Annotated in this window: 24 protein-coding genes; 6 read left to right on the forward strand and 18 right to left on the reverse strand. The window is 67.4% G+C overall.

Going from position 1 to position 26574, the window contains the following annotated elements:
* Positions 1 to 104: 104 nt before the first annotated feature.
* Both AC5P8R_RS07650 and AC5P8R_RS07655 read left to right on the forward strand, forming a co-directional pair.
* Positions 105 to 461, forward strand: coding sequence for a GFA family protein (locus AC5P8R_RS07650; protein ID WP_014646478.1), 357 nt, complete (start codon positions 105 to 107; stop codon positions 459 to 461).
* A complete protein-coding gene (locus tag AC5P8R_RS07655; protein WP_495223229.1) occupies positions 458 to 1273 on the forward strand; it encodes a DUF4349 domain-containing protein in 816 nt (271 codons plus the stop codon). The genes AC5P8R_RS07650 and AC5P8R_RS07655 overlap by 4 nt, the downstream gene beginning before the upstream one ends.
* Before the next feature lie 31 nt (positions 1274 to 1304).
* Here the strand turns inward: AC5P8R_RS07655 and AC5P8R_RS07660 are convergent, their stop codons facing one another.
* Both AC5P8R_RS07660 and AC5P8R_RS07665 read right to left on the reverse strand, forming a co-directional pair.
* Positions 1305 to 1598 (reverse strand): hypothetical protein, encoded by a 294-nt coding sequence (locus AC5P8R_RS07660; protein WP_005408721.1) that lies wholly within the window; start codon positions 1596 to 1598, stop codon positions 1305 to 1307.
* Between the two features lie 68 nt (positions 1599 to 1666).
* Positions 1667 to 2611 carry a LysR substrate-binding domain-containing protein gene (locus tag AC5P8R_RS07665; RefSeq protein WP_014646480.1) on the reverse strand — a complete coding sequence of 315 codons (945 nt, stop codon included), beginning with the start codon at positions 2609 to 2611 and terminating at the stop codon, positions 1667 to 1669.
* 115 nt (positions 2612 to 2726) lie between these two features.
* On the opposite strand from AC5P8R_RS07665, the gene AC5P8R_RS07670 reads away from it, so the two are divergent.
* Positions 2727 to 3599, forward strand: coding sequence for an EamA family transporter (locus AC5P8R_RS07670; protein ID WP_164076962.1), 873 nt, complete (start codon positions 2727 to 2729; stop codon positions 3597 to 3599).
* 588 nt (positions 3600 to 4187) lie between these two features.
* Here AC5P8R_RS07670 and AC5P8R_RS07675 read toward each other — a convergent pair.
* Complete coding sequence (locus AC5P8R_RS07675; RefSeq protein ID WP_075075656.1) at positions 4188 to 5090, reverse strand: peptidylprolyl isomerase; 903 nt, start codon at positions 5088 to 5090, stop codon at positions 4188 to 4190.
* Positions 5091 to 5226: 136 nt separating this feature from the next.
* On the opposite strand from AC5P8R_RS07675, the gene AC5P8R_RS07680 reads away from it, so the two are divergent.
* Entirely contained in the window at positions 5227 to 5592 is a 366-nt protein-coding gene (locus AC5P8R_RS07680) for a PadR family transcriptional regulator (protein ID WP_004150914.1), read from the forward strand.
* Positions 5589 to 6578, forward strand: coding sequence for a sensor domain-containing protein (locus AC5P8R_RS07685; RefSeq protein WP_329768028.1), 990 nt, complete (start codon positions 5589 to 5591; stop codon positions 6576 to 6578). The genes AC5P8R_RS07680 and AC5P8R_RS07685 overlap by 4 nt, the downstream gene beginning before the upstream one ends.
* A gap of 199 nt (positions 6579 to 6777) precedes the next feature.
* Here AC5P8R_RS07685 and AC5P8R_RS07690 read toward each other — a convergent pair whose 3' ends face one another.
* Positions 6778 to 8085, reverse strand: coding sequence for a polyhydroxyalkanoate depolymerase (locus tag AC5P8R_RS07690; RefSeq protein WP_014646484.1), 1308 nt, complete (start codon positions 8083 to 8085; stop codon positions 6778 to 6780).
* A gap of 93 nt (positions 8086 to 8178) precedes the next feature.
* The gene (locus AC5P8R_RS07695; RefSeq protein ID WP_032956833.1) at positions 8179 to 8769 is read right to left on the reverse strand and encodes a class I SAM-dependent DNA methyltransferase; all 591 of its coding nucleotides are present in this window, start codon (positions 8767 to 8769) and stop codon (positions 8179 to 8181) included.
* Positions 8770 to 8918: 149 nt separating this feature from the next.
* On the opposite strand from AC5P8R_RS07695, the gene AC5P8R_RS07700 reads away from it, so the two are divergent.
* Positions 8919 to 9374 carry a CopD family protein gene (locus AC5P8R_RS07700; protein WP_014646486.1) on the forward strand — a complete coding sequence of 152 codons (456 nt, stop codon included), beginning with the start codon at positions 8919 to 8921 and terminating at the stop codon, positions 9372 to 9374.
* Between the two features lie 139 nt (positions 9375 to 9513).
* On the opposite strand, the gene AC5P8R_RS07705 is transcribed toward AC5P8R_RS07700, so the two are convergent.
* The 13 genes from AC5P8R_RS07705 to uppS all read right to left on the reverse strand — a co-directional run bounded on the left by AC5P8R_RS07705 (position 9514) and on the right by uppS (position 26574).
* A complete protein-coding gene (locus AC5P8R_RS07705) occupies positions 9514 to 10473 on the reverse strand; it encodes an acetyl-CoA carboxylase carboxyltransferase subunit alpha (protein WP_014646487.1) in 960 nt (319 codons plus the stop codon).
* Positions 10474 to 10586: 113 nt separating this feature from the next.
* Positions 10587 to 11456 (reverse strand): hypothetical protein, encoded by an 870-nt coding sequence (locus tag AC5P8R_RS07710; RefSeq protein ID WP_014646488.1) that lies wholly within the window; start codon positions 11454 to 11456, stop codon positions 10587 to 10589.
* 64 nt (positions 11457 to 11520) lie between these two features.
* Positions 11521 to 15111 carry a DNA polymerase III subunit alpha gene (gene dnaE / locus AC5P8R_RS07715; protein WP_014646489.1) on the reverse strand — a complete coding sequence of 1197 codons (3591 nt, stop codon included), beginning with the start codon at positions 15109 to 15111 and terminating at the stop codon, positions 11521 to 11523.
* 237 nt (positions 15112 to 15348) lie between these two features.
* Positions 15349 to 16008, reverse strand: a complete 660-nt coding sequence (gene rnhB, locus AC5P8R_RS07720) for a ribonuclease HII (protein ID WP_053495324.1) — start codon at positions 16006 to 16008, stop codon at positions 15349 to 15351.
* Positions 16005 to 17207, reverse strand: a complete 1203-nt coding sequence (gene lpxB / locus AC5P8R_RS07725; protein WP_134967132.1) for a lipid-A-disaccharide synthase — start codon at positions 17205 to 17207, stop codon at positions 16005 to 16007. Before lpxB ends, rnhB begins: the two co-directional genes overlap by 4 nt.
* Positions 17208 to 17260: 53 nt before the next feature.
* Positions 17261 to 18052: an acyl-ACP--UDP-N-acetylglucosamine O-acyltransferase gene (gene lpxA, locus AC5P8R_RS07730; protein WP_014646492.1), complete on the reverse strand. Its 792-nt coding sequence runs from the start codon at positions 18050 to 18052 to the stop codon at positions 17261 to 17263.
* 16 nt (positions 18053 to 18068) lie between these two features.
* Positions 18069 to 18527 (reverse strand): 3-hydroxyacyl-ACP dehydratase FabZ, encoded by a 459-nt coding sequence (gene fabZ, locus AC5P8R_RS07735; protein ID WP_005415845.1) that lies wholly within the window; start codon positions 18525 to 18527, stop codon positions 18069 to 18071.
* Entirely contained in the window at positions 18524 to 19546 is a 1023-nt protein-coding gene (gene lpxD / locus AC5P8R_RS07740) for a UDP-3-O-(3-hydroxymyristoyl)glucosamine N-acyltransferase (protein ID WP_262088412.1), read from the reverse strand. Before lpxD ends, fabZ begins: the two co-directional genes overlap by 4 nt.
* Positions 19547 to 19928: 382 nt before the next feature.
* Positions 19929 to 22292 carry an outer membrane protein assembly factor BamA gene (gene bamA, locus AC5P8R_RS07745; protein ID WP_014646494.1) on the reverse strand — a complete coding sequence of 788 codons (2364 nt, stop codon included), beginning with the start codon at positions 22290 to 22292 and terminating at the stop codon, positions 19929 to 19931.
* A 74-nt stretch (positions 22293 to 22366) separates the two neighbouring features.
* Entirely contained in the window at positions 22367 to 23725 is a 1359-nt protein-coding gene (rseP, locus tag AC5P8R_RS07750; RefSeq protein ID WP_014646495.1) for an RIP metalloprotease RseP, read from the reverse strand.
* A 55-nt stretch (positions 23726 to 23780) separates the two neighbouring features.
* Positions 23781 to 24971 (reverse strand): 1-deoxy-D-xylulose-5-phosphate reductoisomerase, encoded by a 1191-nt coding sequence (locus tag AC5P8R_RS07755; RefSeq protein WP_014646496.1) that lies wholly within the window; start codon positions 24969 to 24971, stop codon positions 23781 to 23783.
* Between the two features lie 2 nt (positions 24972 to 24973).
* On the reverse strand, positions 24974 to 25810 hold the full coding sequence (locus AC5P8R_RS07760; protein ID WP_014646497.1) for a phosphatidate cytidylyltransferase: 837 nt from the start codon (positions 25808 to 25810) through the stop codon (positions 24974 to 24976).
* A complete protein-coding gene (gene uppS, locus AC5P8R_RS07765; RefSeq protein ID WP_495223230.1) occupies positions 25807 to 26574 on the reverse strand; it encodes a polyprenyl diphosphate synthase in 768 nt (255 codons plus the stop codon). Before uppS ends, AC5P8R_RS07760 begins: the two co-directional genes overlap by 4 nt.

Below are 26574 nucleotides of genomic sequence, written 5' to 3' on the forward strand. Positions count from 1 at the left end.
CTGTACGGGGTCAAACCCTGAGCATAGGGCCCCGTCGCTGCTTTGTCCCCGTGCCATAGGATTACCATGGGCGGTTTCAAGGACCCTCCAAAGGAGCGCAGGACATGGAATACCAGGGAAGCTGCCATTGCGGCAGGATCGCATTCACCGTACAGGCCGAGGCGCCGATCAGCGACGTCATCGACTGCAACTGCTCGATGTGCCGCCGTCGCGGCAGCCTGCTGTGGTTCGCCCCGCGCGAGGCGTTCCAGCTGGCCACCGATCCGGCTGACGTGGCCACCTACCACTTCAACAAGGCGCATATCGACCACCACCACTGCCGCCAATGCGGTATCGCCCCCTACAGCGAAGCGATCGATCCGCGTACCGGCACACCGATGGTGGCGGTGAACGTTCGCTGCGTGCCGCAGGTCGATCTGGCCGGTCTTTCGGTGACCTCCTACAACGGAGCCGCGCTGTGAGGCCGCTGTGCGCGTGGACGCGCACGCTGGCAGTGCCGGTGCTGCTGTTGGCACTGGCAGCCTGCGCCAAGAACGGTGAGCGCGCTGCAGAGGCGGGCGCGATCGCGGCCGATGCCGCTGTTGCTTCGCCGGAAGGCGCATTCCTGGCCTACGAACATGACGTGCAGGTGCAGCTGGATGCGGCGCAGATCGCACCGCGCATCCAGCAGATCGCCCAGGCCTGCCAGAGCGCGAAGTTCGGCGACTGTGCAGTGTTGCAGGTCGACCAGCGCGGCGGCGAGCAGCCCAGCGGTGAAGTGAAGGTGCGCATCGCGCCGAAGGGCACCGAGCCGCTGATCGCGATGGCCGGTGAGGGCGGCACGCTGCAGTCGCGCAACACGCGCGCGGAGGACCTCGCGCAGGAAGTAGCGGACACCGCGCTGACCAAGTCCCGGCTGGAGAAGGAACACGCGCGGCTGTTGTCCTACCAGGACCGCAAGGACCTGAAGATCGAGGACCTGATGGCGATCACCACGCGGCTGTCGGAGATCGAAGCAGGCGTCGAGCAGGCCAACAAGGATGCCGCACAGCAGCGTCGGCGCATCGATACCCAGCTGGTGACGATCCACTTCGACACCACCTCGGGCCAGCGCAGCCGCAGCGAGATCGGCGAGGCGCTGAGCGAGTCGGGCAGCATCCTCAGCGGCAGCATTGCGTTCCTGATCCGCGCCGTCGCCGCGTTGCTGCCGGTGGGTGTGCTGGCCCTGGTCGTGGCCTGGGGTGTGCGGGCGTGGTGGCGTCGCCGCCGTCGCACGCTGCCGCCCACCCGCTGAGGTGACGGCTGATGCCGGCAGGGAGCCGGCGTCAGCCCTCGTCGGTCTCGTACTCGACGAACACATCCAGCTCCAGCGCCAGTTCCTGCACCGCGTCGCGCACCTTCTGCGCGGTGCTTTCATTGCCGACTTCCACTTCCAGCTCGTGGATGCCCGGGCCGATGTCATCGGACAGCCCGGCCGAACTGGAATCGTCGTCGTCCATGTGCGGCATCAGGTCGTCGGTTTCCTCGACATGTTCGATGCCCTCCAGGCCGAGCAGCAGGTCGCTGATGGCGCGGGCGTCGTCTTCGGTTCCGGTGATGCGCAGTCGCAGCATGGCCATGGCGTAGGTACGTTGTGGAGTTGCCTGCAGCCTAGCCAGCGCCGGGCAAAGAACGGGTGAGGGCGCAGTCAGGCGCGTGTGGCCGGGCGTCCGAGCAGGCTGTCCGGCAATGCGGGAATCGGCGTGCGTTCGTCCTGCGCCTGCTCCAGCAACCAGTCGATGAACAGGCGTGCGGCCGGGCTCGGCGGTTGTCCTTCGGCATGCACCACGTGATACGCATAGCGCGCCTTCAGCGCCGGGCCGGGCAGGCGTACCACCTCGTAGCGCTGCAGGTAGGGCTGCGCGATGTGGGTACGTGCCAGCACCGCGCCCATGCCGTACACCGCTGCACGCATCGCATCGGTGCTGTCGGCGAAGGTGTGCATCGGCGGCAGCGGCGAGGGCGGGCGCACGCCGGCATGACGGAACCAGTCGCGCCAGCCCTGCGGCGACAGGTCGGTCAGCAGCGGCAGGTCGGCGATGCGCGCCGGATCGACCAGTGCTTCGACCCCGGCCAGCGCCGGCGAGGCCACCGGGAACAGGTAGTCGTCCATCAGGTGCTGCGCACGCAGGCCCGGCCACTGGCCCAGACCGTAGCGGATGCCGACTTCCGGCCCATTGTCGTCGTAGCGATCCAGGCCGCTGCCGGTGTGCAGCTCGATGCGGATGTGCGGATGGGCCTGGGTGAAGCGCGGCAGCCGTGGCAGCAGCCAGCAGTAGGAGAGCGAGCGCAGCGTGGTGATCCGCAACGGCACGCTGTCGGCATCCGGCTGCAGGTGATGGGCGACGGCCGCGACATCGGTGAAGGCGGCGCTGGCGGCGTCGGCCAGTTGCCGGCCCTCGGCGGTCAGGCGCACGCCGCGGGCGTGGCGCAGGAACAGGCGTACTTCCAGCACTTCTTCCAGCCGGCGCACATGGTGGCTGACCGCGCTGGCGGTCAGGTGCAGCTCCTGCGCGGCCTGGGCGAAGTTCTGGTGGCGCGCGGCGACCGCGAACACGGCCAGTGCGGGGAGCAGGGAAGGGCGTAGCTGCATGTCGAGCCTCAAACCATATTTGTGGCTGGCAGCGATACTACGCGCTTGTGCGGCAGGCGTCTGCGCCCGATCCTGTCTGCCTTGACGAGGAATTGACGATGGACGGAGGCGAGGCATGAATGCGGTCCCACAGGCAGCCGAGCGCGACTGGCGCACACCGCTGGAGTTGACCCTGCTGGGCGCCATCTGGGGCTGCTCGTTCCTGTTCATGCGGGTGGCGGTGCCGTCGTTCGGTCCGTTCGCGCTGGTCGAGGTGCGGCTGGTGCTGGGCGCGCTGGTGCTGCTGCCGTTCTTGTGGCGTGCCCGCGCGCAGTTCCCACCGCGGCGCTGGCTGTGGCTGGCACCGATCGGGCTGATCAACTCGGCGCTGCCGTTCGTGCTGTTCGCCTACGCGGCCGAGCGAGCCCCTGCGGCGATCGGCGCCATCTGCAATGCGATGACCGTGCTGTTCGCCGCGCTGATCGCCTTCCTGTTCTTCGGCGAGAAGATCGGCATGCGCCGCGCGGGCGCGTTGCTGGTCGGCTTCGCCGGCGTGGTGGTACTGGCCACGGCCAAGGTCTCGGGCCTGAGCATCGGCACTGCAGTGCTGGCTGGTGCCGCGGCTTCGTTGCTGTACGGCCTGGGCGTGAACCTGGTGAAGCGGCACATGACCGGCCTGCCTTCGGCGGCGGCCGCTGCTGCAACGCTGTCGTGTGCCTCGCTGTGGATGTTGCCGATGGCGGTGACCCACTGGCCGCAGGCGGCGATTCCGCTGAAGGCGTGGGGCGCGGCGATTGCCTTGGGCGTGGCCTGCACCGGGATGGCGTTCCTGATGTTCTACCGCCTGATCGGTCGTATCGGCCCGTCGCGGGCGTCGACGGTGACCTACCTGATTCCGCTGTTCGGCGCGGCGTTTGCGTGGTTGTTCCTGGGTGAGCCGGTGACGGTGCAGATGTTGATTGCCGGTGTGTTGATTCTGGGGAGCGTGGCGGTGAGTCAGAAGGGCTGAGCGCGCCGACGCACTGGTAGTGCCGGGCGCTGCCCGGCAGCTCTTTTCCACGCCTGCGGAGAGGTGTCACTTTCTTTGCTCGTGCAAAGAAAGTAACCAAAGAAACACGCCGCCAGGCCGCGAGCCGGTGCTGCGCACCGGTGCCCTGCGCTCCTCGGCCCGTCGAGGGACGGCGCGGGAACTCGCTGCGCTCAGACACCCGCGCCTCTTCGCCCTCGCCAGACCTGCGGTGCTCGGCTCGCTCAAGGCGGACTGGAAGGTCAAGATCAACAGCAAAAGCATCCACGCATTGCGTGGATCTTCTGGATGCAGCTGTGGCCTTTGAACTGGGTCCGCCTTGAGCGACCCGAGCATCGCAGGGGAATCAGGGGCGAAGAGGTGCCGATGTCCTGTAGAGCCGACTGCTAGTCGGCTGCCTTGTGCACACCGTCCCCTGATTCACCGAGAAGCGCAGGGGACCGACGTGCGAAACACGGCGGCTCGCGACCTGGCGGCGCGTTTCTTTTGGTTACTTTTCTTTGCGTACAAAGAAAAGTAACGCCCATGAACAGTGAAGCACCTTCAGCACGCGTCACGCGCAGGAAACCATCAGCGAACCGGCACCGGAATATTGCACAGATCGATATGCCCGGCCGGGCGCTTGTAGAAATCATCCACGCGATTGCGCCGCGCCTCCACCGTATCGGCGAAGGTCTTCGAGTCGGTACGCAGTACCTGGATCGGCGTGCGCTCGGCTGCCGGCACGTCGCTGGCGCGGCGGATCGACACGATCGGCGTGCGCAGTGTCGGGTCGGTGTAGAAGCCCATCGGCGCCGGCCCGCGCGGCGTCGCGCTGAGCAGCTCCATGCCCTTCAGCACGCGACCGACCAGGGTGATGTTGCGGTCCAGTTGGCGCGGCGACTGTCCGGTCACCACGTACAGTTCGGCACCGATGCTGCTGTCTTCCTCGTTGCTGCGGCCCGCGCCCAGCATGCCGTAGCAATGTGCCAGCCAGGCCTTGCCGGCCTGTGGGTCCTGGCCGACCGGGAAGCCGTCGACAAAACCGGTCTGCGCGGCCCAGCCATCGCGGTCCGGCAGCACGGTGACCTTCAGGCCGGCGCTGGCGCGCTCGAACTCGGCCGGCAACTTGCGCGCGGCGCTGCCGAACGGCTTGGCCTTGGCTGCGTCATCGGCGTCGGCATCGCCGAACTGCACCACGAAGTTGTCCTGCGAGCGGTAGATGCTGGTGCCGTCCCAGAAATGCTCGTGGGCGAAGGTCTGGATGTTGGCGACATGGCGCGGGGCGAACTGCGGTGCCAGCTCGATGATGACCCGACCGGCCGGCAGGTCCATGTACAGCAGGTTGGCCGGGTCCGGGGTGCGCCAGTCGCTGGCCGCCGAGGCGTCGAGGATCTGCTGAGGGCTGCGGTAGGGCGTGGCCGCGCTGGCCAGGGCGGGCAGCAGGCAGGCCAGGGCGAGGGCGGTCAGGGCAAGGCAACGGCGGTGCGGCATGGGAACCCCGGAACATGAACGAGGCTTCGATTCTGCGCGAGCCGCGCAGCGGCGCCAACCGGGAGAGTGACTAACGACACATTCGCTATACCGAACTTCGCACTACTGTGGACTTCAACGTAGTGGAGGGCCGGTCATGTCCGAGGACGATGTCCACCTGAAGAAGTTCCAGAAGGAGCTCAGCGCCGGAACGGTGTCGCTGGCCCTGCTGGCGGTGCTGGCCCGGGCCGGGGAGCCGCTGTACGGCTACCTCATTGCCAAGGAGCTGGAGCGGGTGGGCGAGGGCGTGCTGAGCGGCAAGCAGAGCGCGCTGTACCCGGTACTGCGCAACCTGGAGGGCGCCGGCCTGCTGGAAAGCCATGTGGAACCTTCCAGCAGCGGGCCGCCGCGGCGCTACTACCGCATCAACGAACGTGGCCGCGAGGTGCTGGCGCAGTGGCGCCAGGCCTGGCAGGCCACCCGCGATTCCGTCGATTCCGTGTTGGAGGGGGTACCGCAATGAACGACCCGAGCCTGGCAGGCCGCGCCCTGCCTACGACCATCCCGCAGTACCTGGCGCAGCTGCGCGCGGCGCTGGAAGGCGCCGATCCGGCGATGGTGCAGGACGCGCTGTACGACGCCGAGGAATACCTGCGCTCGGAGCTGGCGGCGCAGCCCGGCCGCAGCGAGGCCGAGGTGATCGCCGATGTTGCCGGCAGCTATGGCGCGCCGGACGAAGTGGCCGAGATCTACCGCGAGACCGAAGTGACGGTGAACCGCGCGCTGCGTACGCCGCGTGCGGATACCGCGCCGATGCTGCGTGCAGCGGCGGAAGCCAGTGGCGTCGAGCCGGCCGCACCGCCGCAGGCGCCGGTGCAGCGTTCGCTGCTGGCGCGCTTCTTCGGCGTGGTGACCGATCCGCACACCTACGGTGCGCTGTTCTACATGCTGCTGTCGCTGGCCACCGGCATCTTCTTCTTCACCTGGGTGGTGACCGGCCTGTCATTGTCGCTGGGCCTGCTGATCCTGATCATCGGCATTCCGCTGACCGTGCTGTTCTTCGGCTCGGTGCGCGGGCTGGCGCTGCTGGAAGGACGGCTGGTGGAAGCGCTGCTGGGCGAGCGCATGCCGCGCCGCCCGCGTTACACCGACCGCAGCCGCACTTGGCTGCAGCGCATCGGCGACATGTTCACCGACGGGCGCACCTGGCTGACCCTGCTGTACTTCGTGCTGATGCTGCCGCTGGGCATCATCTACTTCACCATCGCGGTGACGTTGCTCTCGCTGTCGCTGAGCCTGATCTGGGCGCCGGTCGCGGCGATCTTCAGTGGTGACATCCCCGGCGTGTACATCAACGACGTGAATGTACTGCCGATGGCGGCCTCGCCGCTGGTGGCGATCGCGGTTGCTGCGGCGGGCGCACTGCTGCTGGTGCTGACGATGCACCTGGCACGCGGCATCGGCAAGCTGCATGGGCTGATTGCCAAGAACCTGCTGGTGCGGTTGTAAGCGGGCGCACATGCTTCGGCAGGTGCCAACCTTGGTTGGCACAAGCCATCAGCGTCGGGACGTTTGGTGGGCTTTGCTTTGGCAGGTGCCAACCTAGGTTGGCACGATCCATCAGCTGCAGGGATTCACGGTAGAGCGCCAACCAAGGTTGGCATCTACCAAGGCGTACCGACCAAGGTCGGCACACGCCAGAGGCGAGTTACCCCGCCTTGCGCCGCAACGGGGTGACGTTGCTCTTCTTCTTCGCGGCCTTCGCCGCCGGGGCTTCGGCATGCGCGGCGAAGAAGTCGCGCACCTTCGGGTACACCACCTCGCGCCAGCGACGGCCGCTGAAGATGCCGTAGTGGCCGGCACCTTCGACGATGAAATGCTCACGGCGGTCCGCAGTGATGCCGGTGCACAGCGCCTGCGCGGCTTCGGTCTGACCAAGGCCGGCGATGTCGTCCAGCTCGCCTTCGATGCTCAGCAGCGCGGTATCGCGGATCGCCGACGGATCGACCTTCTCGCCGTTGACCACCCACTCGCCACGCGGCAGCAGGAAGTCCTGGAACACCACGCGGATGGTATCGAGGTAGTACCTGGCCGGCATGTCCAGCACCGCGTTGTACTCGTCGTAGAAACGACGGTGCGCGTCGGCGTCTTCCAGGTCGCCCTTGACCAGGTCGGTGTAGAAATCCCAGTGCGAGCTGAAGTGGCGGCTCGGGTTCATCGACAGGAAGCCGGCGTGCTGCAGGAAGCCCGGGTACACGCGGCGGCCGGCACCCGGATAGCTGGCCGGCACGGTGTGGATGACGTTGTTCTCGAACCACGACAGCGGGTTCTGCGTGGCCAGGTTGTTCACTGCGGTCGGGCTGCAGCGCGCATCGATCGGGCCACCCATCATCACCAGCGTGCGCGGCGTCGGTTCACCACGGCTGGCCATCAGTGAAACCGCGGCCAGCACCGGTACGGTCGGCTGGCACACGCTCACCACGTGCAGGCGTTCGACGCCGAGGTGGCGGATGAACTCCTGGATGTAGGCGATGTAGTCATCCAGCCCGAACTCGCCTTCGCTGGCCGGCACCATGCGCGCGTCGACCCAGTCGGTGACGTACACGCGGTGGTCGCGCAGCAGCGTGCGCACGGTGTCGCGCAGCAGCGTGGCGTGGTGGCCGGACAGCGGCGCCACCACCAGCACGAACGGCTGGTTGAGCATGGTGTGCAGCTGGTCGGCTTCATTGCTGTGGCGCTTGAAGCGCAGCAGCTTGCAGAACGGCTTGCTCACTTCCTCGTGCACGACGATCGGCACGCGCTCGCCATCGACGTCGATTTCGTTGATGCCCCACTCGGGCTTCTCGTAATCCTTGCCGATGCGGTGGAAGAGTTCATTGACCGCCGCCAGGCGATCAGCACCGGGCATCTGCGACCACCAGTGGCCCTGGTTGGCGAAGAACCTGGCGTTGGCCTGGGCCTGGTGCACCCAGGGGGCGAGCAGGTTGCGGGTCAGTTCGTGCAGTTGATAGAGCATGACGACCGAATATGTATGGTCATATGTTGCCGCGCAGCATATCCCATCCGGGTGTCCCGCAGGTTAAGCCGGCTGAAAATAATGAATCCGGATTCACATCCGTTCCAGCGCGGCCGCATCGCCTGCCAGGGCGGGGCCGAGCCAGCAGTGCGACCCTACCGGCTGCAGGCCCTGGCCGGCCAGCGTGCGGCGGTACCAGCGCGCCGGTCGGGCCTGGAAGCCGTCGTGGTCGCCTTCGAACGCGTCCTCGGCGGCGAAGGTCTCCAGGAAGGCCACGCCGCCGGTCAGCTCGGCCACGCCGGCCAGTCCTGCACGCAGCTCGCGGTCGGGCACGTAGTGCATCACGTCCGAACACACCAGCAGGTCAACCGGGGCGCAGGGCCGCAGCCAGGCGAAGTCGCCGAAGCGGGCCAGGTGCAGGTTGCGGGTCCTGCCGTAGCGGCGCACAGCGTACTCGCTGCTGTCGAAGCCGAGATATTCGACCTTCGGACGCAGCTTCAGCAGCGGCGCGCGCCAGGCGCCTTCACCGCAGCCGATATCCAGCACGCTGCGGATCGGCCGCTCCAGGTAGTACTCGGCGCTGGCCACGGCCAACGCCACCTTGCGCGCCAGGCGGGCGCTGCCGCCGATGTCGGCACGGCGGTACCAGCGTTGGAAGTAGGCGGCGTCGTAGGTCTTGTCCATGGGGCGGTGCGCGATCGGGGAAAACGGCGCCTATCGTACGGTGTTGCGGCGCGCCATGCGTCGATGTGTCGCGGCGGGCGTGCCTGCGGCGGCTTCGCCACGGCATGCGAGAATGGCCGCCAACCTACGCCAGCCGCCGGAGCGAGCGCATGCAGAGCTACTACTGGGTCAAGACCTTCCACATCGTGTTCGTGGTGGCGTGGATGGCCACGGTGTTCTACCTGCCGCGCATCCTGGTGAACCTGGCCGAGACCGCGGGCCAGCCGGCGGTGACCGAGCGCCTGCAGCTGATGGGCCTGCGCCTGTACCGCTTCGGCCACTCGATGTTCGGCCTGGCGTTCCTGCTCGGCCTGGTGCTGTGGCTGGGCTACAAGGTCATCCCCGATTTCCCGACCATGGTGGCGCCGGGAGCTGCCGGCTGGCTGCACGCCAAGCTGGGGCTGGTGGTGGTGCTGCTGGTGTACTTCGGCTGGACCGGCCGCCTGCTCAAGGGCGTGGCCAAGGGCCGGGCGCTGCCGTCGTCGCGCGCGCTGCGCTGGATCAATGAGATCCCGCTGCTGGCGTTCATTCCGATCGTGTGGCTGGTGCTGGCCAAGCCGTTCTGAGGCGGGGTCACCTGCGTCCGGTAGATCCACGCCATGCGTGGATGCTGTCAGGGCGCAAACGACGGAGCCGGGCAAATGCCCGGCTCTTTCATTTCTGCAATCACCTCGTGTTGCCGGCCAGCAGCCGGCACTACCGGGCTTAGGCTGCTTCGTACGTGCCGTAACTGCGCAGGCGCGTGTAGCGCTGTTCCAGCAGCTGTTCGGTGGACAGCTTGTCCAGCGCGTCCAGTTCGTTCAGCAGCACGGCCTTCAGGCGCTTGGCCATCTGCGTCGGGTTGCGGTGGGCGCCACCGGTCGGCTCGCGCACGACCTTGTCGACCAGGCCCAGGCTCTTCAGGCGCGGCGCGGTCAGGCCCAGCTGTTCGGCCGCTTCCTTGGCCTTGCCCGCGTCCTTCCACAGGATCGAGGCGCAGCCTTCCGGGGTGATGGTCGAGTACACCGCGTATTCCAGCATCACGGTGCGGTCGCCCACACCCAGTGCCAACGCACCGCCGGAGCCGCCTTCACCGATCACGGTGCAGATGATCGGCACCTTCAGCTCGGCCATCTCGATCAGGTTGCGCGCGATCGCTTCGGACTGGCCGCGCGACTCGGCGTCGATGCCCGGCCAGGCGCCGGCGGTGTCGATCAGGGTCAGCACCGGCAGGCCGAAGCGCTCGGCCATCTTCATCAGGCGCAGTGCCTTGCGGTAACCCTCCGGCTTGGGCATGCCGAAGTTGCGCTTGATCTTTTCCTTGGTGTCGCGGCCCTTCTGGTGGCCGATCACCATTACCGCGCGGCCATTGATGCGGGCCAGGCCGCCCATGATCGCCTTGTCGTCGGCGAAGGCGCGGTCACCGGCCAGCTCCTGGAACTCATCGAACATGACGCGGAGGTAGTCGGCGGTGTACGGGCGCGACGGGTGGCGGGCCAGCTGCAGCACCTGCCACGAGGTCAGGTTGCGGAAGATCTGCGCGGTGCGCATGCGCAGCTTGTCCTGCAGCGCGTGCACTTCCGCCTCGACATTGACCGCCGGCCCGGCACTGGCGTTGCGCAGCTCCTGGATCTTGGCTTCCAGGTCGGCGATGGGTTGCTCGAAGTCGAGGTAGTTCGGATTCATCGGAAGCCGTCGTGTAAAGAAGGGGGGAATTCTAGCCGAATGCGTGCAAACCACCCGTACGCCTTCGTCTGGAAGGCGACGGTAGCGCAGCCGGGCAGGGGGCGCCAGTCAGCTCAGGGCACCACCAGGGCGCTGCGGCCCATCAACTGGCTGCGCTGGGAGACGAAGTCGTTGTAGGCCTCGTTGGCTTCCCGGCCAAGGCCGCTGCCCAGGGTGGCAGTGGCCGAGGTGAAGGCCATCTGCGCGGCGAAATCCTGCTTGCGCAGGGCCTTCTGTTCATCGGCGGTGGTGGCCTTCAGCCAGCGCGCGTAGACCTCGCGCAGGGGCGCGGCGTGGGCCTCGAAGGCCGGCACCAGCGCCGGCAGGCTGGCCGGGGCCGGTTCCAGGCTGTAGGCCGGGGCCACGTAGCCACCTGGTTGTTCGCGCTTGAACGCGCCGGGCTCGCCCATGCCTTCTTCCACGTAAGCGATGAAGTCGGGAGCGGTGAACACCTTGGCCACGATCTGGCCGCCGCTGGAATCAACGTGGGCCACCACCTTTTCCTTGGGGAAGGGTTCGCGCACGCCGTAGGTCCAGGTCTTGTCGATGAACAGGTCGTGGCGCTTCTCGAACGGGCCTTCGAAGTCGACGCCGCCGAGCTGGATACCGCTGTTGCCGACGCCGAAGTTCTTCACCTTGCTCTCGTCGGTGACGTAGATCTCGCGGGCGATCACGTACTCGCTGAGGGTCGGATTGATCAGCCCGCCACGACCGTCGACGTAGACGATGAAGCGCACATCACCGAGCTTGTCGGTATGCAGGCGATGCTCGCCGACAGCGAGCGAAACCGGGCGCGAGCCCTGTGCGGCCACCGGCAGGTCCTGGCCGTCGATGCTCAACGCCAGCGGCGTGTCGGTCGGGTTGTCGATCTGGAACTCGATCTTCGACGGGGAGCAGGCGGCCAGGGCCAGTGCGGCAGCGAACGGGAACAGCAGGGTCTTCATCGGCAATCGTCCTTGATACTTGGAACGGGGAAACAGGGGAGACAGGACAGCGAGGGAGCCAGCCTCAGCTGGCCCATGGCGGGCTGTAGCGCACCTTCAGCGTGCGCACGGCCGGGTCGGCGCGCAGCGCCTCCATCAGCTTGGAATCGATGCGTACCGCGCTCTGCCCGGACACATCGAGCATGCCGGCGACGCCGCCGTGCGGCCCCTTCAGCAGCAGGTCCAAGCGCAGTGGCGTCCGTCCCGGGCGATGGCGGTCGAGCAGCGCATCGATGCGCTCCCAGACCGGGCGCTGCTGGCGCAGGTCCAGGCGCAGCGACAGCCGCGTGGCGTAGTTGGCGCAGACCTCATCGAAGTCCCAGCACTGGCGGATGCGCAGCGCGAAGCCGCCGTTGAACTCGTCCTCGCGCAGGCCGCCCTTGACCACCAGGATGCGGTCCTTGGTCATCAGGTGGCCGAACTCGGCCATCGCGTCGGAGAACGCGCTGCACTCGACGCGGCCACGTCCGTCCTCAAGCTGGATGAAGATCTGGCTCTCGCCCTTGCGGCGCACGCCGACCACCTGGCCGGCCAGCACCGTCTGCACTTCCGGGCGCCAGCGCTTTTCGCCGCCGCCGCCACCACCGCTGTTGGCGCTCCAGATCTTCTCCACCGAACCCAGGTCGTTGCCGACCAGATCGCGCACATCGTCGCGCCAGGGATCGAACGGGTGGCCACTGAGATAGAAGCCCAGCGTGTCGCGCTCGCCGTTCAGGCGCTGCAGCAGCGGCCACTCCTCGGCTTCGGGCAGGTCCAGCTGGATCGTGGTCGCGCTCGGGTCCGGGCCACCGAACAGCGAGTTCTGTCCCGAAGCCCGCTCGCGGGCCATCTGGTCGGTAGCCTTGATCACCTCCGGCAGCTGCAGCATCAGCGAGGCACGGTTGCGGCCGAGCTCGTCCAACGCACCACAGTTGATCATCGCTTCCAGCGTGCGCCTGTTGAGCTTGGCCGAACCAACGCGCGTGCAGAAGTCGAGCAGGTCCTTGAACGGGCCGCCCTTCAGCCGCTCCTCGACCACCGCCTCGCAGGCACCCTGGCCGACGCCCTTGATCGCCCCGAGGCCGTACTGGATGGTGTCCGGCGTCACCGCTTCGAACATGAAGGCCGACTGGTTCACCTTGGGCGGCAGCACGGTCAGGCCGAGGTTGCGCACCTCGTCGAGGAAGCCGACCACTTTGTCGGTGTTGTCCAGATCGGACGACAGCGTGGCCGCCATGAACTCAGCCGGGTAATGGCGTTTCAGCCAGGCGGTCTGGTAACTGACCAGCGCGTAGGCAGCGGCGTGCGACTTGTTGAAGCCGTAGCCGGCGAACTTCTCCATCAGGTCGAAGATTTCGTCGGCCTTGGGGCCATCGACGCCGCCCTTGGCTGCACCTTCGCGGAAGATCTCGCGGTGCTTGGCCATTTCGGCCGGCACCTTCTTGCCCATCGCGCGGCGCAGCAGGTCGGCGCCGCCCAGCGAGTAGCCGCCGACGATCTGCGCCATCTGCATGACCTGCTCCTGGTACACCATGATGCCGTAGGTGTCCTTCAGGATGGCTTCGGTGCGCGGATCGGGATAGATGATCTCTTCCTGGCCGTGCTTACGCGCATTGAAGGAGGGAATCAGGTCCATCGGGCCGGGGCGGTACAGCGACACCAGCGCGATCAGGTCTTCGAAACGGTCGGGGCGCGCATCCTTCAGCAGGCGGCGCATGCCCGAGGATTCGAACTGGAACACCGCGCCGGTATTGCCGTTGGCGAAGATGTCCCTGTAGGTGGGCGTGTCGTCCAGCGGGATCGCGGCGATGTCCACCGGCGGGATGCCGGCGCGCTCATGGCGCTTGTTGATCGCCTTCACCGCCCAGTCGATGATGGTCAGCGTGCGCAGGCCCAGGAAGTCGAACTTCACCAGGCCCACTTCTTCCACGTCGTTCTTGTCGAACTGGGTGACCGGGTTCTTGCCGAGGCCGTTCTCGTCGTGTTCGGCGTACAGCGGGCAGAACTCGCTCAGCGGCTCGGGCCCGATCACCACGCCACCGGCGTGCTTGCCGGCGTTGCGGGTCAGGTCTTCCAGCTGCAGCGCCAGGTCGATCAGGTCGCGGACATCGTCCTCGGTCTCGTAGCGCTGGATCAGTTCGGCCGACGCCATCTCAGAGCTCGGGCCTTCCTTGCCCTTGCCCAGCGCATCTTTCAGGTGGATGCCCAGAATGTTCGGGATCAGCTTGGAGACGCCGTCGACCAGGCCGTACGGGAAGCCGAGCACGCGGCCGGAGTCGCGCACCACCGCCTTGGCGGCCATGGTGCCGTAGGTGATGATCTGGCTGACGCGCTCGCGCCCGTACTTGCGGGCGACGTAGTCGATCACCTCGTCGCGGCGGTCCATGCAGAAGTCGATGTCGAAGTCGGGCATCGACACGCGTTCCGGGTTCAGGAAGCGCTCGAACAGCAGGTTGTACGGCAGCGGGTCCAGATCGGTGATCTTCAGCGCCCACGCCACCAGCGAACCGGCACCCGAACCACGGCCGGGGCCGATCGGAATACCCTGGTTCTTGCCCCACTGGATGAAGTCGGCCACGATCAGGAAGTAGCCCGGGAAGCCCATCTTGATGATGGTGTTGAGCTCGAATTCCAGGCGCTCGAAATACTCTTCGCGGGTCTTGCCCGGCGCCAGCGGATTCTTCTCCAGGCGCTCTTCCAGGCCATCGCGCGACATCTTCTGGATCCAGGTGTCCAGCGTCTCGTCGTCCGGCACCGGGTAGTTGGGCAGGAAGTAGGTGCCCAGCCGCATCTCGATGTTGCAGCGCTCGGCCAGCGCCAGCGTGTTGTCGATCGCATCGGGGATGTCGGCGAACAGCGCGCACATCTCCTCGGCCGACTTCAGGTACTGCTGGTCGCTGTATTCGCGCGGGCGCTTGGGGTCGTCCAGCACGCGGCCGGTGGAAATGCACACGCGCGCTTCGTGCGCGCTGAAGTCCGACGGCGACAGGAAGCGCACGTCGTTGCTGGCCACCACCGGCAGGCCACGCTGGCCGGCGGCCATCAGCGCGAACTGGTTGAAGGTTTCCTCGCCCTCGCGGCCGGTGCGGGTCAGCTCCAGGTGCAGGCCATCGCCGAACACGCGCTGCCAGTCGGCCAGCTGCTGCTCGGCCAGTTCATGCTTGCCGTCCAGCGCCAGGCGCCCGGCCAGGCTCTGCCGCCCGGCCAATGCGAACAGGTTGGCGTTGCCGGCCTTCAGCCAGTCCGGGTGCACGGCCACGCCGCCCTCGGGGCGATGGCCTTCCATCCAGGCGCGGGTCAGCAGCCGCGACAGGCTCAGGTAACCCTCGCGGTCGCGGCACAGCAGGGTCATCCGCCACGGGTCCTGGCCTTCCTCGGCGATCAGCACGTCGGCACCGGCGATCGGCTTGATGCCCACGCCTTCGGCGGCCTTGTAGAACTTGACCAGGGCGAACAGGTTGTTGAGGTCGGTCACCGCCAGCGCGGGCAGGCCGAGTTCGACCGAGCGCGACAGCAGGTTGGCCTGCTTGGCCTTCTTCGGGTCCGCCTGGTCCGGTTTGGCCGGCACACGGATGGTGGAGTCCGCCAGCGAGAACTCGGTGTGGACGTGGAGATGTACGAAGCGGGAGTTGGACATGCCGGACCAGGTTGGAGCGCGCGGGCCCCGGGTGCTGACGGACGATCGTCGCCGGGGTCGGGAAGCGCTGGAATGCCCGGTCAGGGTAGCGAGGGCAGGGGGTTGCCACAAGGCTTGACAGGGGCACGGCGTGGCGCCGGATTCAGGCGTGCGGGAGGCCGCCTTCTGTAGAGCCGAGCCCATGCTCGGCTGTCCACAGCAGCCGAGCATGGGCTCGGCTCTACAACTCCAGCAGGCTCAGGCGATGGCCGCCGCCTGCGTCAGGCCCAGGCACTCACGCACCGGGGCGAAGCTGCGCCGGTGCTCCATGCAGGGGCCGTGCTCGCGCAGGGCGGCCAGGTGGGCCGGGGTGCCATAGCCCTTGTGCTGTTCGAAGCCGTACTGCGGGTGGCGGGTATGCACGTCCTGCATGTAACGGTCGCGCGAAACCTTGGCCAGGATCGAGGCGGCCATGATCGCGCGGTCGATGCCATCGCCGCCGACCAGCGCCTGCGCCGGCAGCCCCAGGCCCTTGGGCACCACGTTGCCATCGATGCGGGCGAAGCCGGCCACATGGGCAACCGCTGCAACGACGTCACGCATGCCCTGCAGGGTGGCCTGGTAGATGTTCAGGCGGTCGATGGTGTCCACGTCCACCAGCACCACGTGCCAGGCCAGGGCACGCTCGATGATGCGGTCATGCAGCTGCTCGCGGCGGGCCGCCGTCAACTGCTTGGAATCGTCCAGGCCGTTGATGCGTGGCCGTGACGGATCGAATACCACCGCCGCCACTGCCACCGGCCCGGCCAGCGGGCCACGTCCGGCCTCGTCGACGCCAGCGACCAGGCGTTCCGGCTCGACCACCGTCGCGCCGTCGAACAGGGCCAGGCTGGCCGCTGCGGCGTGACGGCGGCTCATGCCTGCGCCTGGTCGCGCATCAGCAGTTCGCCGACGGCATCGGCGGCACGCGCCGAAGCATTGCGGCGCAGGCGCTCGTGCAGTCGCACGTACGTGTCCTGCAGGTCGATCACCCGCTGCGGGTGGTCGAACCATTGCTGGATGGCCGCGGCCAGCCTGTCCGGCGTGCAGTCGTGCTGCATCAGCTCCGGCGCCAGGTCCTGGCCGGCCAGGATGTTGGGCAGGGCGAAGCGGTCGACCTTGATCAGGCCCAGCGCCTTGACCAGGCGATAGGTCAGTTCGTTGACGCGGTAACCGACGACCATCGGCCGCTTCACCAGCATGGCTTCCAGGGTCGCGGTGCCGGAGGCCAGCACCACCACGTCGGCGGCGATCATCGCGTTGCGCGCCTGGCCATCCAGCACGTGCGAGTAGGCCACCGGCAATGCCGAGCGCGACAACTGTTCTTCGATCAGCTGCCGGCAGGCCGGGTTGGCGGCAGGCACCACCACATGCAGGCCCGGAATGCGTTCAGAGACCTGCCAGGCGGCTTCGAAGAAGGGTTCGCCCAGGCGCGAGATCTCGCCCAGGCGGCTGCCCGGCAACACCGCCAGCACCTTGGCCGAGGTCGGCAGCCCGAGCGCGGCACGGGCTTCCTCGCGGTTGCCCTGCAGCGGAATGTCATCGGCCATCGGGTGGCCGACGAAGCGTGCGTCGATGCCGTGCCTGGCATAGATCGGCGGTTCCATCGGGAACAGGCACAGCACCAGGTCCGCGCTGCTGCCGATCTTCTCGGCGCGCTTCTCGCGCCAGGCCCAGACCGAGGGACTGACGTAATGCACGGTGCGCACGCCGCGTTGCTTCAGCCAGCGCTCGATGCCCAGGTTGAAGTCGGGTGCGTCGATGCCGATGAACACGTCCGGCTGCCATTCCAGGGCGCGCTGGCGGAACGCCGAGCGCAGCTTGAGCAGCCGCGGCAGGTGGCGCAGCACTTCGGTCAGGCCCATCACCGCCAGCTCGCTGGCATCGTGCCAGGTCTGGCAGCCGGCGCTGCGCATGGCATCGCCGCCAATGCCGGCGAACTCGGCATTCGGGAAGCGCGCCTTCAGTTCACGCACCAGGCCCGCACCGAGCAGGTCGCCGGACGCTTCGCCGGCAACCAGCGCGATCCGCAACGGGCGCTCGCTGAGCACCCGCTGTGCGGGAACGCTGCCGGCCATCGAGGCCAACGGAATCACCGCGGCGCCGGCCGCCGCCTGGCCGGTCGTGCTGCTCATCGCAGCAAGGGCCTCTCGGCGTGCTCGATGAAGTCCAGCATGGCCTTCACGTCATTGCTGTCACGCGCCTGTTCGGTCAGCTGCTGCTTGGCTTCGGCCAACGGCAGGCCGGCCACGTACAGCGTGCGGTAGGCACGCTTGATGGCCGAGATGCGGTCGGCGTCGAAGCCGCGGCGCTTCAGGCCTTCGCTGTTGATGCCGCGCGGGCGGCCCAGCGAATCGGTACCGACCATGGTGAACGGCGGTACATCGCCATTGGTCAGCGCGCCCATGCCGAGGAAGGCATGCGCACCGATGCGGCAGAACTGGTGGGCACCGGCGAAGCCGCTGATGATCACGTAGTCGCCCACGGTCACGTGGCCGGCCAGGGTGGTGTTGTTGGAGAACACGCAGAAATTGCCGACATGGCAGTCGTGCGCCACGTGCGTGTAGGCCAGCATCCAGTTGTCGTTGCCGATGGTGGTGATGCCGCCGCCGCCGCCGGTGCCACGGTTGAGCGTGACGAACTCGCGGAACACGTTGCGGTCGCCGATCACCAGTTCGGTGCGCTCACCGGCGAACTTCTTGTCCTGCGGCTCGCCACCGATCGCGGCGTGGCCGACGAAGCGGTTGTCGCGGCCGATCCGGGTCGGGCCGTGGATGCTGCAATGGGGGCCCACCACCGTGCCGGCGCCGATTTCAACATCGGGGCCGATCAGGGTGAAGGCGCCCACCTGCACATCGTCGGCCAGGCGCGCGGCCGGATCGATGACGGCGGTGGGGTGGATCCGCGGTGCGTTGTCAGTCATTGCTGCCTCCAGTGGATCAGCCCTTGGCGCCGGCGCACATGACCTCGGCCGAGGCGACGACTTCGCCGTTGACCTTGGCTTCGCCGTAGTACCAGCCCATGTTGCGGATCAGGCGCTTCATCTGCACGTCCAGCATCAGCACGTCGCCGGGCACGACCTGCTTGTTGAAGCGGGCGTTTTCCACCTTGACCATGTAGAACAGCTTGGACTGCGCATCGCGGCCGAGCGTGAGCTGGGTCATGACGCCGCCGGCCTGCGCCAGCGCTTCGATGATCAGCACGCCGGGCATGATCGGGCGGCCCGGGAAGTGGCCCTGGAAGAACGGCTCGTTGATGCTGACGTTCTTCTGCGCCAGGATGCGCTTGGCCTCGACGTCGAGTTCAAGCACCCGGTCCACCAGCAGGAACGGGTAGCGGTGCGGAAGCAGTTCCTGGATCTGGCAGACATCGATCGGAAGCTGCAGCGAATCGTTCATTCTTTCTCCTTGCCAGCAGCCAGGACGCGGCGAGCCAATGCGTCCAGCTGCTTGAAGCGCGCGGCGTTCTTGCGCCACGTGCGGTTGTCGGTCAACGGGGTGCCGGACGAGTACTCGCCTGGCTCATGGATGGAGTTGCGGACCACCGACTTGCCGGTGATCACGACCTTGTCACAGATTTCGAGGTGGCCGACCACGCCAACGTGGCCGCCAAGCAGGCAGTAGCGGCCGATCTTGGCGCTGCCGGCGATGCCGGTGCAGCCGGCGATGGCCGAATGCGCGCCGATCTGCACGTTGTGGGCGATCTGCACCAGGTTGTCCAGGCGCACATCCTCGTCCAGCACGGTGTCTTCCAGCGCGCCGCGGTCGACGCAGGTATTGGCGCCGATCTCGCAATCGTCGCCGATGCGGACGCCGCCGAGCTGCGGCACCTTGATCCACTTGCCAGCGTCCATCGCCAGGCCGAAACCGTCGGCGCCGAGCACGGCACCGGGATGCACGCGCACGCGCTTGCCCAGCGTGACCCGGGTGACCAGGGTCACGCGGGCGATCAGTTCACAGCCGGCATCCAGGCTGCAGTCCTCGCCGATCACGCTGCCGGTGCCGATGATGCAGTTCTCGCCGACCACGCTGCGCGCACCGACCGAAACGAACGGGCCGATATGGGCGCTGGCGGCCACCTGGGCGCTGGGGTCGATGACGGCGCTGGGGTGGATGCCCGGCGGGCGGGTCGGCGCGATGTCGAACAGCGCGGCGATCTTGGCGAACGCGGTGTACGGGTCCTTGGCGACGAGCGCAGTGCCCGGGGCGGCCTCGGCGTCGTCGGCACGCAGGATCACCAGCGAGGCCTGGCTGTCGGCCAGCTGGGCGCGGTAGCGCGGGTTGGCAAGGAAGGTCAGCTGGCCAGGGCCGGCATGGGCGAGGGTGGCCACGCCATGGATGGCGGTGGCGGGGTCGCCATGGACCTGCAGGCCGAACTGCTCGGCGAGTTGCTGGGCGGTGTAGGTGGGAGTATTCACGGCGGGAGTTTAACGTGTGACGCCATTTCGGTCATGCGGGGGGCAGGGCTTGGCGCCTGCCTGGTACGGGCGGGAGGCGGCGGGTGGCCCTGGCCAGGACACGCAAAACCCCCTCCATGGTGCTCGATGGCGCCATCCATGGCGCCAACGGTCCTGTCCAGGGCCACCCGCCGCCTCTGGACAATTTCCCGCGAGCGCGGCCAAAAGCCCGTGCCGTGCAGTGTCATCTGCAAAACGAAAACGCCGGGCAATGCCCGGCGCTTCGCACCCCGTCTGGTGGAGAGCCCCCCTTTGTTAAGGGGGGCGCGCCAGCGGCGCGGGGGATAGGTGAAATGCGCGGGCAATTCACCGGAGGTGGATCAGTTCTGAGGAACAACGTTCCTCAGAACTGGCCACCGAACGTGAATTGCAGACGCTCGATCTTGTCATCGTCTTCCTTCTTCAGCGGGAAGGCGTAGCTGATCGAGATCGGGCCGACCGGGGCGCGCCACAGCAGGGCCACGCCGGTGGACACGCGCAGCTCGTTGGCCTTGAAGTTCTGGGTGCCGTTGTAGACGTTGCCGAAGTCGACGAAGGCCGACACGCGTGCCGACGGGCTGTCGAACAGGCGCGGGAAGTAGGCTTCGACCGAACCGACGGTCTTCAGCGAACCACCCAGCGGCTGGCCTTCCGGATAACCGGTGGTGACTTCGCGCGGGCCGAGGGTGTTGTCCTCGAAGCCGCGCACCGAGTTGGTGCCACCGGCGTAGAAGTTCTCGAAGAACGGCAGGCCGCTGGCGGTGACGGTGCGGGTGGTGCCATCCGGATTGGTCAGCGTACGGGTGTAGTCGTTGCCGTAGGCATCGCCGTAGCCGATTTCCGCGCGGGTGTTGATCACCAGCGACGGCATGATCGGCCAGTACTTGCTGATCTGGTAGTTCAGCTTGTAGTACTCGATGGTCGAACCCGGCAGCGTGGTTTCCAGGCCGACGCGCTGGTAGGTGCCGCGGGTCGGCATGAAGTAGTCGTTGCGCGAGTCGCGCGCCCAGCCCAGCTCGGTGCGCCAGGCGTGGAAGGTGCGCTTACCGACCGCGTTGATGTAGTCGATGATCGACTGCGGGGTCGAGCCCTGGTAGGTGGTGATCTGGTTGCTGTCGATGCCGAACATCAGCGAGACGGTATCGGTCTCGGTCAGCGGCACGCCGAACACCACCTGCGCCGAACCATTGGTGCTGTTGTACTGCGCGGTATTGAAGTCGGAGTAGTCCAGTTCGCGCCAGGACAGGTTATAGCCCAGCGACACGCCGTCATCGGTGAAGTACGGGTTGGTGTAGCTGAAGCCGTAGCGCTGCAGGTAGCTGCTGCGCGAGGCTTCGACCGACACGCGGTTGCCGCCGCCAAGGAAGTTGTTCTGCGACAGCTGCACCGAGGTGGTCATGCCGTAGGACTGCGAGTAGCCCAGGCCGAACACGAAGCTGCCCGAGGTGGTTTCCTTGACGTTGTAGACGACGTCGACCTGGTCGTTGCTGCCGCTGACGGCCGGGGTCTCCACTTCCACCGATTCGAAGTAGCCCAGGCGCTGCAGGCGGATCTTGGAGCGGTCGATCGCGGCCTGCGAGTACCAGCTGTTCTCGAACTGGCGCATTTCGCGGCGCATCACCTCATCGGAGGTGCGGGTATTGCCACGGAACAGGATGCGGCGCACCGACACGCGCGGGCCGGGCACGACCTGCATGTTGATGGCGACGGTCTGCTCGGCGCGGTTGGTGGTCGGGATCGGGTTCACCTTGGCGAACGCGTAGCCGATGTTGGACAGCGAATTGGTGATGGTGTCCGAGCTGAATTCCAGCAGGGCACGCGAGAACGTGTCGCCGGACTTCTGGATCACCATGCGCTCGACGTCCTCCTGCGGGAGGATGGTGTCGCCGCTGACCTTGATCTCGGAGATCTTGTACTGCGCACCCTCGGTCACGCCCGCGGTCAGGAACATGTCGCGCTTGTCGGGGCTGATCGAGACCTGGGTGGAATCGATGCTGAAATCGACGTATCCGCGGTCCAGATACCAGGAGTTGAGCTTTTCCAGGTCACCGGACAGCTTTTCCTTGGAGTACTGGTCGTCACGGCGGTACCACGACGCCCAGTTGTGCTCCTTGGACTCCCAGGTCTCCAGGATGTCCTTGCTCTCGAACTTTTCGGTGCCGACCAGGTTGACGTGGCGGATCTTGGCCGCCTTGCCTTCCTTGATGGCGATGGCGATGTCCACGCGGTTGCGGTCCAGCGGGCTCACCGTCGGGGTGATGTCGACGTTGTATTTGCCACGGTCGTTGTACTGGCGGCGCAGTTCCTGGGTCACGCGGTCCAGGCTCAGGCGATCGAAGGTGCCGCCCTCGGTCAGGCCGATGTCGGACAGGCCCTTGAGCAGCTGGTCGGACTTGATGTCCTTGTTGCCGGTCACGGTCAGCTTGTTGATCGCCGGACGTTCCTTGACGGTCACCACCAGGATCGTGCCCTGGCGGTCCAGCTGCACGTCTTCGAAGAAGCCGGTCTTGTACAGGGCGCGGATCGTCTCGCCGACCTTGTTGTCGGTGACCGTCTCGCCACGTTCCACCGGCAGGTAGGTGAATACCGTGCCCGAGCTGATGCGCTGCAGGCCATCGACGCGGATGTCGCTGACAGTGAAGGGCTCGGCTGCCTGGGCCAGGGCGGGAGCGCCGGTGACGGCGGCGAGGGCGAGGGCCAGCAGGCGGCGATTGGGGAGTCGCGTCATGTCACGTCCGGTAGGAAGGTCGATTTCATTGGTGCGGGATGCCGACGCTGTAGACGGCAACAACATGGAAAAGTTCATCGCGGGACCAGGCCGAGGATGTCGTTGTAGAACGCCAACCCCATCAGCCCGGCCAGCAACGCCAGGCCGATGTATTGGCCGGCGGCGATGGCACGCTCGCTCAGCGGGCTGCCCTTGACCAACTCGATAAGGTAATACAGCAGGTGGCCGCCGTCCAAGATCGGGATCGGCAGCAGGTTGATGATGCACAGGCTGAGGGACAGCAGGGCAAGGAACTGCAGGAACCAGTCGAGGCCGCGCTTGGCCGAGACATTGGCCACGCGGGCGATGGTGACCGGCCCGGAGACGTTCTGAAGCGAGGCCTTGCCGGTGACGATGCGGCCCATCATGCCCAGCGAGTCGGCCGCCAGGCGCCCGGTTTCGCGTACCGCGACGGTGACCGAGTCCAGGGGGCCGTAGCGCAGGAGTGTGTCGTAGGGGGGGCTGAACTTGGTCGGGAACTGAACGCCGATCTGCCACGTGGGGCCGCCCTTGGCATCCTGGCCCTTGCGCGGCGTCACTTCCAGCGCCAGGCGCTCGCCGCCACGCAGGACCTCGATCATGCCCGGGCCACCGGCACGGCCCAGCGCCTGGATCTCGCCGATCACCTGGTCGGCGCCGTCGATGCGCTGGCCGTCAATGGCCACGATCAGGTCGCCCGGCTGCAGTTGCCCGGCCACCACGGAGTCCGCGGTGAGCGACTCGACCAGCGCGGGCTGCAGCCACGACTGCCAGTACATGCCAGCCAGGATCGGCACCCGCCGCTCATCGAAACCCGCCGGCAGCTGCGACAGCGGCAGGGTGCGCGTGCGCACCTGGTCGGCCGTATCCAGCACTTCCAGCTTCACGTCGCGGCGGTCCATCGCGGCCGCGGTCAGTGCCATGCTGGCCTCGCCGAGGGTGACCACCTGGCGGTCGTCCACGCGCAGCACGCGGTCGCCGCTGGCCAGGCCGGCACTGGCGGCGATGCCGCTGACGCGGCCGACGGTGGGCGAGTAATCCTGCTTGCCGATCACGAACATCGCCCACAGCAGGAGGATGCACAGCAGCAGGTTGGCGATCGGGCCGGCGGCAACGATCGCGATGCGCTGCCAGACGGTCTTGTGGTTGAAGGCCTGGCCGCGCTCGTGCGGGTGGACTTCGACCTCGCGTTCGTCGAGGAACTTCACGTAGCCACCCAGCGGAATGGCGGCGATGGCGAACTCGGTACCATGCCGGTCGCGGCGCGACCACAGCGGCCGGCCGAAGCCGACCGAGAAACGCAGGATCTTGACCCCGCACAGGCGCCCGACCCAGTAATGCCCGAACTCGTGGAACGTGACCAGCAGCCCGAGGCTGACAATCATCCACCAGACCGATCCGATGAAGTCAGTCATGCAGGCTCACAGTGGCGGGCAGGGGCGGCGGCGTCATGCTGGGCGAGGCGGTCGTTCAGGCGGCGTCGATGGCGTTCAGGGTGAGCTGGCGTGCCCGCTGGTCGGCGGACAACAGGACCTCCAGTGTATCGGCTGCTTGCGTCGGCAGTGTTGAAAGAGCGTTAGCAACCAGCGCCGGGATCGTCAGGAAACCGATCCGGCCCTGAAGAAACGCTGAAACCGCCTCCTCGTTGGCAGCATTCAGCACCGCCGGTGCGGTGCCGCCGGCCTGCATGGCCTGCCAGGCCAGGGCCAGGCAGGGGAAGGCGTCGGTGTCCGGGGCCTCGAAATCCAGCCGGCCCTGGGCCAGCAGGTCCAGCCCGGCCACGCCCGATTCGATGCGCTGTGGCCAGCCCAGGCCAACGGCGAGGGTGGTGCGCATGTCCGGCAGGCCCATCTGCGCCAAGGTCGAGCCGTCGACGAACTCGACCAGCGAATGGACCAGGCTCTGCGGGTGCACCAGCACTTCGATGCGCTCACCGGGCACGCCGAACAGGTGGTGGGCCTCGATGACTTCCAGGCCCTTGTTCATCAACGTCGCCGAATCGACCGAGATCTTCGGTCCCATCGACCACTTCGGGTGGGCAACGGCCTGGGCCGGGGTGACCTGGGCCAGTTCGGCGCAGCTGCGGCCACGGAACGGGCCGCCGGAGGCGGTCAGCAGGATCCGGCGCACGCCGGCGCCGTCGACGCTGGCGTCGCGCGAGCGCAGGCACTGGAAGATGGCGCTGTGTTCGCTGTCGATCGGGATGATTTCGGCGCCGGCACGTTCGGCGGTACGGGTCAGCAGTTCGCCGGCCAGCACCAGCGATTCCTTGTTGGCCAGCAGGATGCGCTTGCCGGCGGCGGCCGCGGCCAGGGTCGAGGACAGGCCGGCAGCGCCGACGATGGCCGCGACCACGGTATCGCAGGCGTCGCTGGCGGCCAGCTGGTCCAGCGCGGCATGGCCGGCATGGGCTTCGGTGGCCAGTCCGGCGTCGCGCAGGCCGTCACGCAGTTCGGCGAACAGCGATTCGTCGGCGATCACGGCGTGCGCGGGTTTGTGCTGGCGGCACAACGCCAGCAGCCCCTGCACCTGGCGTCCGGCGGCGAGCACGGTCGCCTGGTAGCGCTGCGGGTGGCGGGCGATCACGTCCAGCGTGGAGGCACCGATCGAGCCGGTGGCGCCGAATACGGCGACCCGGCGCAGGTCTGCAGCAGCATTCATGGTCAGAACCCGAAGATTTCCTTGCCCAGCGCGAACACCGGGACGGCGGCGAGGACGCCGTCGACCCGGTCGAGCACGCCGCCATGGCCCGGGATCAGGTGGCCCGAATCCTTGGCGCCCGCGTGGCGCTTGATGAGGCTCTCGAACAGGTCACCCAGCACCGAGGCGAACACGGCCACGACCGCGGTGATCAGCAGGCCCGGCAGGTGTGCGGTATCGATCCCGGCCAGCCAGCCCAGGCCGACGGCCACGGCGACACCGGCCAGCAGGCCGCCGAACAGGCCTTCCCAGGTCTTGTTGGGGCTGATCCGCGGGGCCAGCTTGTGCTTGCCGAAATGGCGGCCGGCGAAGTAGGCGCCCGAGTCGGCCGCCCACACCAGTGCCAGCGCAGCCAGCAGCCACAGGTGGCCTTGCTTGCCCGGCGGATCGCCACCGGCATGGATCAGCACCAGCGCGGCCCAGGCGGGCACGATGGCAAGCGTGCCGGCCAGCATCTTCAGGATGCGCGAGGGCGCCGACGGCTGTGCACCGAAATTGAAGAAGCGCAGCCAGACCAGCGCGGCCAGCCACCAGGCAACGCCGGCCAGCGTGGTTATCTGGAACAGCACCAGCGTACTGCCATCGGCCCAGACCAGCAGCACCATCAGCAGCAGGTTCAGCACCAGAAGTACGGTGCGTGCCAGAGTGTCTTCGATACCGGCCAGCTTCAGCCATTCCCACAGGCCGATCAGCAGCACCGCAGCGGCGGCGGCGGCCAGCCATTGCGTGGGCAGCAGCAGGATCGCCGCAATGGCAACCGGCGCCATGATCAGCGCGGCGAGGACTCGGGTCTTGGTCATGGGCTGGAAGTCTCGGTGGCCAGTGCGGCAATCTGGGCGCTGGTCAGGCCGAAACGACGCTCGCGGCCGGCATAGGCGTCCAGCGCCTGCTGCAGCTGCCCGGCATCGAAGTCCGGCCACAGGGCCTCGGTGAACCACAGCTCGGTGTAGGCCAGCTGCCACAGCAGGAAGTTGCTGATGCGGGTGTCGCCGCCGGTGCGGATGAACAGGTCCGGCGGCGGCAGGTCGGCAAGGGCGACCTGGCTGCCCAGCAGCGAATCGTCGATCTGCTCGGGCAACAGGCGACCGGCCGCCACTTCGACGGCCAGGGCGCGCGCGGCGCGGGCGATGTCCTGGCGGCCGCCATAGCTGGCCGCGATCGACAGGGTCAGGGTGGTGTTGTCGGCGGTGCGCTGTTCGGCCAGCTGCATGCGGCTGACCAGCCCGGCACCGAAGCGCTCGCGTTCGCCGATGAAGCGTACGCGCACGCCGCGCCGGTGCAGCTCGTCCACCTCGCGGTCGAGCGCGCCGAGGAACAGCTTCATCAACGCATCCACTTCCTCCTGCGGCCGGCCCCAGTTCTCGCTGGAGAAGGCGAACAGGGTCAGCGCCGGAATGCCCAGTTCAAGGCAGCGCTCGATGGTGCGGTTGACCGCGCGCGCGCCGGCACGGTGGCCGATCACGCGGGGGCGACGGCGCTGCTGTGCCCAGCGCCCATTGCCATCCATGATGATGGCAATGTGGCGGGGCAGGGCGGCCGGTAACGGAGGCGGGGCTGAAGGCAT

Source organism: Stenotrophomonas sp. YJH_SMC_73 (assembly GCF_059370155.1).

What these genes read in the sequence shown, in the direction of transcription:
- AC5P8R_RS07650 (WP_014646478.1), top strand. Translation starts at nt 105, where the DNA reads ATGGAATACCAGGGAAGCTGCCATTGCGGCAGGATCGCATTCACCGTA.
- AC5P8R_RS07660 (WP_005408721.1), bottom strand. Translation starts at nt 1,598, where the DNA reads ATGGCCATGCTGCGACTGCGCATCACCGGAACCGAAGACGACGCCCGC.
- AC5P8R_RS07665 (WP_014646480.1), bottom strand. Translation starts at nt 2,611, where the DNA reads ATGCAGCTACGCCCTTCCCTGCTCCCCGCACTGGCCGTGTTCGCGGTC.
- AC5P8R_RS07670 (WP_164076962.1), top strand. Translation starts at nt 2,727, where the DNA reads ATGAATGCGGTCCCACAGGCAGCCGAGCGCGACTGGCGCACACCGCTG.
- AC5P8R_RS07675 (WP_075075656.1), bottom strand. Translation starts at nt 5,090, where the DNA reads ATGCCGCACCGCCGTTGCCTTGCCCTGACCGCCCTCGCCCTGGCCTGC.
- AC5P8R_RS07680 (WP_004150914.1), top strand. Translation starts at nt 5,227, where the DNA reads ATGTCCGAGGACGATGTCCACCTGAAGAAGTTCCAGAAGGAGCTCAGC.
- AC5P8R_RS07685 (WP_329768028.1), top strand. Translation starts at nt 5,589, where the DNA reads ATGAACGACCCGAGCCTGGCAGGCCGCGCCCTGCCTACGACCATCCCG.
- AC5P8R_RS07690 (WP_014646484.1), bottom strand. Translation starts at nt 8,085, where the DNA reads ATGCTCTATCAACTGCACGAACTGACCCGCAACCTGCTCGCCCCCTGG.
- AC5P8R_RS07695 (WP_032956833.1), bottom strand. Translation starts at nt 8,769, where the DNA reads ATGGACAAGACCTACGACGCCGCCTACTTCCAACGCTGGTACCGCCGT.
- AC5P8R_RS07700 (WP_014646486.1), top strand. Translation starts at nt 8,919, where the DNA reads ATGCAGAGCTACTACTGGGTCAAGACCTTCCACATCGTGTTCGTGGTG.
- AC5P8R_RS07705 (WP_014646487.1), bottom strand. Translation starts at nt 10,473, where the DNA reads ATGAATCCGAACTACCTCGACTTCGAGCAACCCATCGCCGACCTGGAA.
- AC5P8R_RS07710 (WP_014646488.1), bottom strand. Translation starts at nt 11,456, where the DNA reads ATGAAGACCCTGCTGTTCCCGTTCGCTGCCGCACTGGCCCTGGCCGCC.
- dnaE (WP_014646489.1), bottom strand. Translation starts at nt 15,111, where the DNA reads ATGTCCAACTCCCGCTTCGTACATCTCCACGTCCACACCGAGTTCTCG.
- rnhB (WP_053495324.1), bottom strand. Translation starts at nt 16,008, where the DNA reads ATGAGCCGCCGTCACGCCGCAGCGGCCAGCCTGGCCCTGTTCGACGGC.
- lpxB (WP_134967132.1), bottom strand. Translation starts at nt 17,207, where the DNA reads ATGGCCGGCAGCGTTCCCGCACAGCGGGTGCTCAGCGAGCGCCCGTTG.
- lpxA (WP_014646492.1), bottom strand. Translation starts at nt 18,052, where the DNA reads ATGACTGACAACGCACCGCGGATCCACCCCACCGCCGTCATCGATCCG.
- fabZ (WP_005415845.1), bottom strand. Translation starts at nt 18,527, where the DNA reads ATGAACGATTCGCTGCAGCTTCCGATCGATGTCTGCCAGATCCAGGAA.
- bamA (WP_014646494.1), bottom strand. Translation starts at nt 22,292, where the DNA reads ATGACGCGACTCCCCAATCGCCGCCTGCTGGCCCTCGCCCTCGCCGCC.
- rseP (WP_014646495.1), bottom strand. Translation starts at nt 23,725, where the DNA reads ATGACTGACTTCATCGGATCGGTCTGGTGGATGATTGTCAGCCTCGGG.
- AC5P8R_RS07755 (WP_014646496.1), bottom strand. Translation starts at nt 24,971, where the DNA reads ATGAATGCTGCTGCAGACCTGCGCCGGGTCGCCGTATTCGGCGCCACC.
- AC5P8R_RS07760 (WP_014646497.1), bottom strand. Translation starts at nt 25,810, where the DNA reads ATGACCAAGACCCGAGTCCTCGCCGCGCTGATCATGGCGCCGGTTGCC.
- uppS (WP_495223230.1), bottom strand. Translation starts at nt 26,574, where the DNA reads ATGCCTTCAGCCCCGCCTCCGTTACCGGCCGCCCTGCCCCGCCACATT.